The organism is Streptomyces bobili, assembly GCF_002154575.1.
Classification (GTDB): domain Bacteria; phylum Actinomycetota; class Actinomycetes; order Streptomycetales; family Streptomycetaceae; genus Streptomyces; species Streptomyces bobili.
The window spans coordinates 1-9804 of sequence record NZ_MUBA01000480.1 but is presented as its reverse complement, the minus strand read 5'-3'; the positions used below and the strand labels follow the sequence as shown (position 1 = coordinate 9804).

Below are 9804 nucleotides of genomic sequence, written 5' to 3'. Positions count from 1 at the left end.
CCCCAGCGCGAGCGCGTTGCTCAGCAGCAACGCGCTCGCGCTGGGGCAGGCCGCGCTGGGCCTGCACGGGGTGGACCGGCTGCTGCGGGCCATCCACGCCGTGGCCGCGCTCGCGCTGGCCGCCGTCTCCGGGTCGGCCGAGGCGTACGCCGCGCCCGTGCACGCCCTGCGGCCCTACCCCGGCGCGGTCCGTGCGGCCGGTGAGGTGCGGCGGCTGCTGGGGCTGCCGGACCGGCCGGAGAACTCCGGACGCCGTATCCAGGACCCGTACGGATTCCGCGCGTTCCCCCAGGTCCACGGCTGCGCCCTAGACGCGGCGGAGCGGCTGCGCGAGGTCGTCGAGGCGGAGATCAACTGTCCCTCGGAGAACCCGCTCCTGGCCCTCGACGGCACCGCGGCCTACCACCACGGCGGCTTCTTCGCCGCGCCCCTGGGCCACGCCCTGGAGACGGTGAACCTCACGCTGCTCCAGACCGCCCAGCTCTCGGCGGCCCGCCTGACCGCGCTCGGGGACCCCGCGCTCACCGGCCTGCCCGCGTTCCTCGCCGCCGGCCCCGCCAGCAGCTCGGGCACGATGATCCTGGAGTACACCGCCCACTCGGCGCTGGCGGAACTGCGTTCCTGCGCGGCCCCGGCATCGGTCGGGCACGCCGTCCTCTCGCGCGGCCTGGAGGAGACCGCCAGCTTCGCCGGCCAGGCCGCCCGTCAGACCCTGCGCGCTGCAGAGGCGTACCGCACGGTTCTCGCCTGCGAACTGGTTTCCGCCGTACGGGCGTTGAGGATGCACGCCGTACCACCGCAGATCGCCGTGTTCACCGTGGTGGACGAGGCCCTGCCCGACGGTACGGACGACCGCCCGCTGACCGGTGATGTGACGGTGGCGGCCGAACTGCTGCGGCTCCTCGCGCAATTCTGAGCGCCGCCTCCGGCACCCGACTACCCTCGTCGATCATGAACAGGCGGCGGCAGAAGAAACTGGCCAGGAAACTGGTTACGGCGGCGTTGCTCGACGAGGACGCCCGGGTCGGCGCACTGCTGCGGGCCGGCGCCGACCCGGCTGCCGCCGACCGTGACGGCACCACCGCGCTGTATCTCGCCTCCGTCCAGGGCCATCCCGGCATCGTCCGCCGGCTGCTGGAGGCCGGAGCCCCGCCCGACGCGGAGAGCGCGGGGCCCGGTTCGGACGGCACGCCGCTGTGCGCGGCAGCCTGCTGGGGACACACCGAGACGGTCCGCACCCTCCTGGCGTACGGCGCCGACCCCCGCCTGCGCGAGGACCGGGGCACGGGCTGGACACCACTGGAGTGGGCGGAGCGGGGACCGCACCCCGAGACGATCGCGGTGCTGCGGGCAGCGGGGGCGGCCACGCCCACGCCCACGCCGTAGGGGCGCCGACGGGACAGGGGCCGGGCGCGATCCCCGCCGACGGTGGATCGTGTCCGGCCCCTGCGACGAGCGCGGCGGAGTCCCGCTCAGGCGGGCTCCCCGGCCTGCGCCAACGGCGGCTGATCGGCCGTCCGCGCCTCCTTGCGCCGCTGCCTGCGGACCCTGCGCGTGTCCTGGTCCGGCAGCCACCCGAAGGTCAGGCAGCTGCCCACCACCCCGAGGAGCAGGCCGACGAGAAAGCCCCCCAGGTTCGAGGTGGGCCAGGTTCCCAGGGACAGCAGGACGCCGAGGATCGAGTAGAACAGCCGCTGCGCCGGGTTGAAGAGGATCAGCAGCCCGATGAGCACCATGAGGGTCGGCAGCAGATAGCCGGCCACCCCCTGCATGCCGATGCGCAGGATCACCGGAAGCGGCGCCTTCATGGTCACCAGGATCTCCGCGCCGCCCAGGACGAGCAGCAGCCCGCCGGGGAAGGGCCGGCGCGCGGTCCACCGCCGGAAGCGGTTCATCGCGGGCAGCCCTCGCCCCCGAAGCGCATGTGCAGGTCGGGCAGCTTGAACACGGCGGCGGTGGAGGCGTAGTTGTGCTGGTAAAGGTTGTTGATGACGACCTTGTCGGCCTGCTGGCCGTAGACGCCCGGCATGCCGCGGGTGTCGACCTTGTCGAAGGTGCTGGCGTCGCGGCCGATCTCGATGTTGTTGAACGAGGCGTCGCCGGTGATGTCGTCCGAGTCGATGGCCAGGTTCTCCACGCTCACCTTGGTGCCCTTGTCGCCCGCGGTGAGGACGAGCTGGATGCCACCGAGGTCGACGCTCTGGCACAGACTCGTCAGCTTGCCCGACTTCACCACCGAGGTGACGACCAGCACCTGGCCGCCGGTGTCGCCCTCGTTGGGGCTGTTCTCGATCATGTGGTCCAGTGAGCCGAACTGTGCGAAACCGTCTCCTTCGAGTTTGTCGGCGGTCACCACGAACGGCATGCCGGAGATCGCGAACTGCACGCCCAGGGCTCCCTGGGCCGTGAGCACCGCGAGGCCGGCGGCGACGAAGGTCGCGGGCACGGCCATGACGGCCGCCCGGCGCAGCCGGACTCGGCCGCGTCTTTCTGCGGAACCGCTTTCCGGGTTCCCGGGGGTGTTCTCGGCGGACGACGTGACGTCCGAGGACGAGGCCATGTCTGCTCCCATGGGCATAGTCATGCGGGTTGGGCTTCAGTGGCGTGTTGTCCTGGCGCGGACAGCGGCTGCCGCGTACGTCTCCTCGCAACTCCCGGAAGCCACAAGGGTTTTCTCGTTACGCGTCAGTAGCCGATTCGGAAGTTACCGATGGTTACACCCCACGGTCAAGGGAGATGTGGAAAAAGGGTGTGCGAAGTGTGCCGCCCGTCGGCCGGGCGTGTCGGCCCGCTCCTGCATATATCTGCGTCATCGCCAACTTCCGTACGAGTCCTTGACGTTGACGCTTCATCAGGTCTACAACTCTCGGTGACTCAGCCCGGATCCGTGGCGCCGGATCCGCAGCGCGGCGAGCCGCTCTCCGCGCTCCCGGACCCCCGGTCCGGCCGTCCCGCGAACCGACGGCCGGACCTCCCGTCAATAACGGGTACGACCCGCCCGAGCATCCAGCACGGGCCCTCACGCGCCCCGAGTCCGATTCCCGCACGGCGCCGTCACGGCCGCTTCCCCCTGCCGTCCGTGCCCGCCGCCACCTCCGCTGCCGGTCCGCCACGTACGGAGAAGGCGTTCCGGGCCGGCACCGGTCGGGCGTCGAACTCGCGTCCCGCAACTCCCCGTAGCTACCCCGAGCACACCTCTCGCAACACCTCTCAGAACGCCTCTCGGAGTACGTCCGAGGCACCCCCACTTGAGAAACGAGGCACCCGCATGCGCACTCGCCCTCTCCTCGCCCTCGCCGGCACCGTCGCCGCCCTCTCGCTGACGGCGGTCACCCCGGCCTCCGCGGCCGACCCGGCCGTCCTCACCACGGCCAACGGTGACGTCGCGGTCGGCGACGTCCTCACCGCCTCCCTCGCGAGCGGCACCAACGCCACCCTCTACTCCTCCGCCACCGGCACCAGCGGCGTCTCCTGCGCCGCCTCCGGCTTCACCGCCACCGTCACCGACAACCCGACCGCACCGGGCACCGCCACCGAATCGCTCACCGGGCACACCTTCGGCAGCTGTTCCGCGAACGTCATCGGCGTGCTCGGCGTCACCAGCATCACGGTCAACAACCTGGCGTACTCCACGGCCGTGTCCTCCGACGGCACCGTCACCGTGACCCCTGCGGCCGGTTCCACCATCCAGACGACGGTCGTGCTGCGCACCCTCCTCGGCAGCATCAACTGCGTCTACCAGGCGCCCAGCCTGACCGGCGCGGCGAGCAACGCCGACAACAGCATCACCTTCACCGGCCAGCACTTCACCAAGTCGTCCGGCTCGTCGCTGTGCTTCGCGAACGGCTACTTCACCGCCAAGTACGCCCCGGTGACCGACGCGGGCGCGGCCGTCACCGTCAACTGACCCCGGAGAAAGATCGGAGAGAGAGCGGAGAAAACCGCTTCGCGAAGCGGTTCGGTTTCAGCGCCGTCGCAGGCGCTGGACCAGGGTGGCGCCGCCGATGAGCACCAGCACCGCGGCGGCGCCACCCGCCAGCATCGGCGCGGACGGCCCCGAGCCGGCCCCGGAGGCGGACGCCACCGGGGTGCTCGCGGGCGTGGCCGCGGCCGGTGCGCCGGACGCCGCCGCCGTTCCCGGTACGGGGGCGGCGGACGGTGTCCTGCCTGTCGCCCCCGTGCCGGCCGCAGCACCGTCCGGAGCCGTAGGGACGGCGGACGAGGGCTTCGGCGATCCCGCGGCCGTGGCCCTGGTCGCCGACGGCGCGGGTGCCGCCGCGGCCTTCTCCGGGAACACCACGTCGGAACACGAGTAGTAGGTGTCGGGCGTGCTGCTGTTCTGCCAGACCGTGTAGAGCACCTGACGTCCCGTGCGGTCGGCGGGCAGTTCGGCCGTGAGCCGGTAGGCGCCGTCGCGCAGTTCCGGGTCCTTCACCTGGGCGAACGGCCGCTCGGGCAGATCGTCCCAGGTGAGCGGCTTCGACGCGTCGTACCCCGGCTTCGTCAGGTAGAACCTGAACGTGCCGGTGTGCGGGATCGTCGACACGTACGTCATGCGCAGTGTCCCGCCCGGTGTCAGGCGGGTCGACGGCCAGTCGGAGCGCGCGAGGTCGAGTCCCCGGTAGGCCGGCAGGCCGCCGCTGCACAGCTGCCCGTCGGGGATCGTGCTCCGGTCGCGGCCGTTCACGTTCGCCACCCGCAGGTTGTCCCAGGCCGTGAAGGGCGCCCCGTTGGTGGCCACGGCGGCCCGGCAGGCGGCGGACCGGGACGGGGAACCGCCGTCGGGGGAGCAGGCGTAGACCCGGCTGACCGGGGTCGTGGGCGCTCCGTGCGCCTGCGCCGGTGCCGCTGCCCACAGCAGCACCGGCAGCAGGGGGCTCAGGGCGGTGGCCGTCAGGGCGGCGGTGCGGTGTGCGGTCGTGCGGCGCATCGGGCACGTCTCCTCGGCCGGCGCGGGAACGGTTTCGACGTGCAGTACGCGGCGGCGGCCCGGCGCGTTCAATACGCCGACGCATCGGGCGGCGCCGAGCAAACCCGGGCATTCACCGTCCAGTTGCCCGCTCTCAAGGGTGGTGCTCCGGCCGGATCGAGGGTTTCCCCCGTATCCGAACAACCGTCGCCCTGCCTATCGTTCCACCACAGCTGACCCACAGGTAACCCCTGGTGGACCGGCTGTCCGCCCGGCCGGCCCGCTGCGTTGCTCCTCGATCAAACCCCCGCCGCTTCGACGACGAAGCGAATCGACCGAGGCTCCCCCCTGCCCGGAGCCGGCCATGAAAGGCACGCCCCCTTGCGCACCTCTCCCGCTCTCAGACGCAAGCTGATATCCGTCGCCGCGGTCTCCGCCGCCCTCCTCACCGCCGCCGGCACCGCCTCGGCCGCCACCACTCCGGACGGCGTGTCACGGGAGGCCGCCGCCGTCCCGGCCGCCCAGACCGAGGCCGCGCCCGGCACCCCGGCCGAGCGTCTCATCGTCGGCTACAAGTCGGCGGCCGCGGAGGCCAGTTCGAACCAGGCCGCCGAGGCCGACGCCGCCGCCAAGGGCAAGGAGACCGGCGAGGACCTCGACTTCGAGCGCCGTCTCGGCACCGGCGCCGCCCTGGTCGACCTGGGCTCCGGCCTGACCGGCGCGGACGTCGCCGACGTCGTCGCCGAGTACCGGGCGGACCCGCAGGTCGCCTACGTCGTACCGGACCGCCTGAACACCGCGAAGGCCGACCCGAACGACACCGAGTACGCCAAGCAGTGGGACCTGTACGAGGCCGCCGCCGGCATGAACGTCCCCGGCGCCTGGACCACCACGACCGGAACCGGCGTGACGGTCGCCGTCATCGACACCGGTTACGTCGCCCACACCGACCTCGCGGCGAACATCGTCGGCGGCTACGACTTCATCGCCGACACCGCCGTCTCGGTGGACGGCGACGGCCGCGACAGCAACCCGGCCGACCCGGGCGACTACTACGCGGCCAACGAGTGCGGCTCCGGCATCCCGGCCAGCAACTCCTCCTGGCACGGCACCCACGTGGCCGGCACCATCGCCGCCGTCACCAACAACAGCAAGGGCATCGCGGGCATCGCCTACGGCGCGAAGATCTCCCCGGTCCGCGTCCTCGGCAAGTGCGGCGGTTACGACTCCGACATCATCGACGCCATCACCTGGGCGTCCGGCGGGACGGTTTCCGGCGTTCCCGCCAACACCAACGTCGCCAAGGTCATCAACATGAGCCTCGGCGGCGACGGCGCCTGCACCTCGGCCACCCAGAGCGCGATCAACGCGGCCGTGAGCCGCGGCACGACCGTCGCCGTGGCCGCAGGCAACGAGAACGACAACGTCGCGAACCACTCGCCGGGCAACTGCAACAACGTGATCTCGGTGGCCGCGACCAGCCGCACCGGCGCCAAGGCCTCGTACTCCAACTACGGTTCCCTCGTGGACATCTCGGCGCCCGGCGGCCAGACCAGCACCGGCACCGCGAACGGCATCCTGTCCACGCTGAACTCGGGCACCAAGACGGCGTCCACCGAGTCGTACGCCTACTACCAGGGCACCAGCATGGCCACCCCGCACATCGCGGGCCTGGTCGCGCTGATGAAGTCGGCGAACTCCTCGCTGACCCCGGCGCAGATCGAGACCGCCATCAAGAGCAACGCCCGTGCCCTGCCCGGCGCCTGCTCCGGCGGCTGCGGCGCGGGCCTGGCGGACGCGGCCAAGACGGTGCAGGCGGTGAGCGGCTCCGGCGGCTCCACGGGGGGCACCACCTTCACCAGCACCACCGCGGTCAGCATCCCTGACAACGGCTCGGCCGTCGAATCCCCGATCGCCGTCACCGGCCGCACCGGCAACGCGCCCACGGCCCTTCAGGTCGGCGTGGACATCACCCACACCTACCGCGGTGACCTGGTCGTCGACCTCGTCGCCCCGGACGGCACGGCGTACCGGCTGAAGGCGTCCAGTACCTCGGACTCCGCGGACAACATCGTGACGACCTACTCGGTGAACGCCTCCAGCGAGGTCGCCAACGGCACCTGGAAGCTGCGGGTGCAGGACGTGGCCGCGCAGGACACCGGCCGCATCAACAGCTGGAAGCTGACCTTCTAGTCAGGCAGGCTGCACGAGGGGAAACCCCTCCCAGCCGTACGAACGGGCGGGCCGGCCGGTGTGGATGGACACCGACCGGCCCGCCGCACGTCCGGGTCAGGAAGCCACGCGCTGCTCCGGCGAGGCCAGTACCCGTGCGCCCCGGTCGGCGCGGGCGTCGAGGCCGGGGAGCAGACCGGGCACCGCGATGCTGGGCAGGATGTGCGCCCACATCACGGCCAGCCGGTCCCCGAGATCGGCGCGGTCGGTCAGCGCCCGGGACATCAGCTGGACGCCGGTGAAGGTGCCCACGAGCAGGTCGACCGTTTCCGCCGGTTTCACCGTGGGCAGCAACTCGCCCCGTCGGCCCGCCAGTTCGAGCAGTTCGGTCAACGCCTGCGTCCACTGCCGGAACGGCTCGCCGTGATCGACCCCGGCCGGCGTCTCCTGGTCCACCGCCAGCCGTACGCTGCCCCGCAGCAGGGCGTTGTCCAGCAGCCGGCACGCCACCACGAAGGTCATGTCGACGATCTCCTGGAGCTTGCACGGCTGCGGCGGGACCACCCCGAAGGGCACCTGCTCGTTCAGGACCGCCTGGGCCAGGGCCTCCTTCGACGCGAAGTGGAAGTACAGGGCACCCTTGGTGACCTGGGCGCGCTCCAGGACCATGGCGATGGTGGTGGAGGTGTAACCGTGTTCGTCGAACACCGCGCCCGCCGCTTCCACGATCGCTCTGCGCGTCCTGATCGCGCGCTCCTGTTTCGCCATTGAGAGCCCCTTCACGGCACCGAACCGGCTGTCCCCGCAGTCGGATGCGGATTCGGTCTGATCATAGGATGCCGTCGACTGATCTCATTGAAAACAAACCGGTCGCCTCGTACTCTAACGCTCACCGAGCGGACGGTTCGCCGTCCGCCGTGGCCTTCGGGGGACCGTAGGGAGAGAGATGACTCGACCGCGGCAGCTTGCCGACATGCCGTCCCTGACCGCAACCGTCGCCCGCCAACTCGTCCACCGCGCCGCCCTCGCGGAGACCTTCCTCACCGGCTGGCGGCGCACCGGGGCCGACCGCTTCACCGTGTCGGCGCAGTGGCCGCGCGCCCACGGGTTACACGTGTCTCCCGACTGGTCGGCGTACGACCCGCTGCTCGTCGTAGAAACGATTCGCCAGAGCGGCACGCTGATCAGCCACACCGAGTACGAGGTGCCGCTCGACCAGCAGTTCGTGCTCAAGGAGTTCCAGGTGACCACCGAACCGTGGGCGTTGGCGCTCGGCCCGCGGCCGGCCGAACCCGAGGTCGAACTCGCTTTCATCGATGTCCAGCACCGCGGCCGGCGCCCCGTCGGCGCCCGCTACACCGCGCACGTACTGCGCGACGGCGCCCGCGTCGCCACCGCGGACGTCTCCTTCACCTGCGTCGGCGAGTCCGTCTACCGGCGGCTGCGCGGCGGCCGTACCCCGGACACCGTGACGGCCGTCCCCGTCCCGGCCGGGGTGCCCACCGACGCCGTCGACCGGGCCCTGCCCACGGACGTCGTGCTCGCCCCCACCGGCCGGCCGGACCGTTGGCAACTGCGAGTAAATACCGCGCACCCCGTTTTCTTCGATCATCCCCTCGACCACGTCCCCGGCATGCTCCTGATGGAGGGCGCCCGTCAGGCAGCCCTGCTGGAGACATCCGGAAAGCGGGTGCCGACGGCTTACCACGCCCTCTTCCACCGGTATGCGGAGCTGGACGAACCCCTGTGGATAGAGGCGAGGGGCACCCCTGACACCGGCGTGCAAGTCGTCTGCGTACAACGGGAGTCCACCGTCTTTGAATGTCTGGTCGGTACCGCCGGATCGTGAACTGTTGTTTACTGGGGGTGAGAAACAAACGGCATGACCCGTTCTTTACGCCCAGGAGTGTCCAGTCGATGGCGAGGCAACTACGTGCGGAGCAGACCCGCGCGACGATCATCAGGGCCGCAGCCGATCTGTTCGACCGGAACGGCTACGAATCCACCAGCCTCAGTGACATCGTCGAGCACGCCCATGTCACCAAGGGCGCGCTCTACTTCCACTTCGCGGCCAAGGAGGATCTCGCCCAGGCCATCCTGGAGTTGCAGTCCCAGGCCTCCCGCCGGGTCGCGGGCGAGATCGACGACCGGGGCTACCCGTCCCTCGAAGCGCTGATGCGCCTCACCTTCGGCATGGTGAGGCTGTCGGTCGAGGGCCCGGTCGCCCGTGCAGGCCTTCGCCTGGCCACCGGCGGCGTCGCCGTACGGCCGCCCGTGCCGCACCCGTTCACCGAGTGGCTGGAGCTGATGTCCCGTCGGCTCGTCGGCGCGGTACGGGAGTCCGACATCCACCCGGACGTCGACGTGGACGCCGTGGCCCACTCGCTGGTCTGTTTCTTCGTCGGCACCCGCGTGGTGGGCCGCTCCCGCGAGCCCGGCACCCGGCTGCCGCGCCGCCTGGCCGAGATGTGGCACGTCCTCATCCGCGGCCTGGTCCCCGTCCCTCGCCGCCCCCGCTACCTGAGCCTCGCCGCCCGCCTGGAACGGGAGGTCATGGCGGCGGCGGTGTGAGGTGGGTAGGCGGCCCGCACGCACGCGGGCCCGCCCGAGGGACGATCTCACGCTCCGAGCCCGCGTGCCCCCGAGCCCGCGTGCCCAGCGGACCTCGCCATCGCACCCGTGGCCGCCCACCGCACCCATGGCGACCCCGCCGCGCCCATGGT

10 protein-coding genes are annotated in these 9804 nt (G+C 71.5%); 6 read left to right on the top strand and 4 right to left on the bottom strand.

The window, feature by feature from the left end; all coding sequences use genetic code 11:
• Positions 1-916, top strand: a 916-nt coding sequence (locus tag BZL64_RS30895; RefSeq protein WP_086772448.1) for an aromatic amino acid lyase, incomplete at its 5' end; no start/stop codon positions are given.
• A gap of 35 nt (positions 917-951) precedes the next feature.
• Entirely contained in the window at positions 952-1386 is a 435-nt protein-coding gene (locus BZL64_RS30890; protein WP_086772447.1) for an ankyrin repeat domain-containing protein, read from the top strand.
• 86 nt (positions 1387-1472) lie between these two features.
• Here BZL64_RS30890 and BZL64_RS30885 read toward each other — a convergent pair whose 3' ends face one another.
• On the bottom strand, positions 1473-1895 hold the full coding sequence (locus BZL64_RS30885; RefSeq protein ID WP_086772446.1) for a DUF6114 domain-containing protein: 423 nt from the start codon (positions 1893-1895) through the stop codon (positions 1473-1475).
• Positions 1892-2560, bottom strand: a complete 669-nt coding sequence (locus tag BZL64_RS30880; RefSeq protein ID WP_086772445.1) for a DUF6230 family protein — start codon at positions 2558-2560, stop codon at positions 1892-1894. Before BZL64_RS30880 ends, BZL64_RS30885 begins: the two co-directional genes overlap by 4 nt.
• A 708-nt stretch (positions 2561-3268) precedes the next feature.
• Between BZL64_RS30880 and BZL64_RS30875 the strand changes: the two genes are divergently transcribed.
• Positions 3269-3907 carry a Tat pathway signal sequence domain protein gene (locus tag BZL64_RS30875; protein WP_086772444.1) on the top strand — a complete coding sequence of 213 codons (639 nt, stop codon included), beginning with the start codon at positions 3269-3271 and terminating at the stop codon, positions 3905-3907.
• Positions 3908-3964: 57 nt separating this feature from the next.
• On the opposite strand, the gene BZL64_RS30870 is transcribed toward BZL64_RS30875, so the two are convergent.
• The gene (locus tag BZL64_RS30870) at positions 3965-4930 is read right to left on the bottom strand and encodes a lytic polysaccharide monooxygenase (protein WP_086772443.1); all 966 of its coding nucleotides are present in this window, start codon (positions 4928-4930) and stop codon (positions 3965-3967) included.
• Positions 4931-5290: 360 nt separating this feature from the next.
• Here BZL64_RS30870 and BZL64_RS30865 point away from each other — a divergent pair, with 360 nt between their 5' ends.
• Positions 5291-7102 (top strand): S8 family peptidase, encoded by a 1812-nt coding sequence (locus tag BZL64_RS30865; RefSeq protein WP_086772442.1) that lies wholly within the window; start codon positions 5291-5293, stop codon positions 7100-7102.
• Positions 7103-7198: 96 nt separating this feature from the next.
• On the opposite strand, the gene BZL64_RS30860 is transcribed toward BZL64_RS30865, so the two are convergent.
• Complete coding sequence (locus tag BZL64_RS30860) at positions 7199-7849, bottom strand: ScbR family autoregulator-binding transcription factor (RefSeq protein WP_086772441.1); 651 nt, start codon at positions 7847-7849, stop codon at positions 7199-7201.
• Between the two features lie 205 nt (positions 7850-8054).
• Between BZL64_RS30860 and BZL64_RS30855 the strand changes: the two genes are divergently transcribed.
• Together BZL64_RS30855 and BZL64_RS30850 are read left to right on the top strand one after the other, a co-directional pair.
• Entirely contained in the window at positions 8055-8930 is an 876-nt protein-coding gene (locus tag BZL64_RS30855) for a ScbA/BarX family gamma-butyrolactone biosynthesis protein (RefSeq protein WP_244205575.1), read from the top strand.
• Positions 8931-8998: 68 nt separating this feature from the next.
• A complete protein-coding gene (locus BZL64_RS30850) occupies positions 8999-9652 on the top strand; it encodes a ScbR family autoregulator-binding transcription factor (protein ID WP_086772439.1) in 654 nt (217 codons plus the stop codon).
• The last annotated feature ends 152 nt before the right edge of the window (positions 9653-9804 follow it).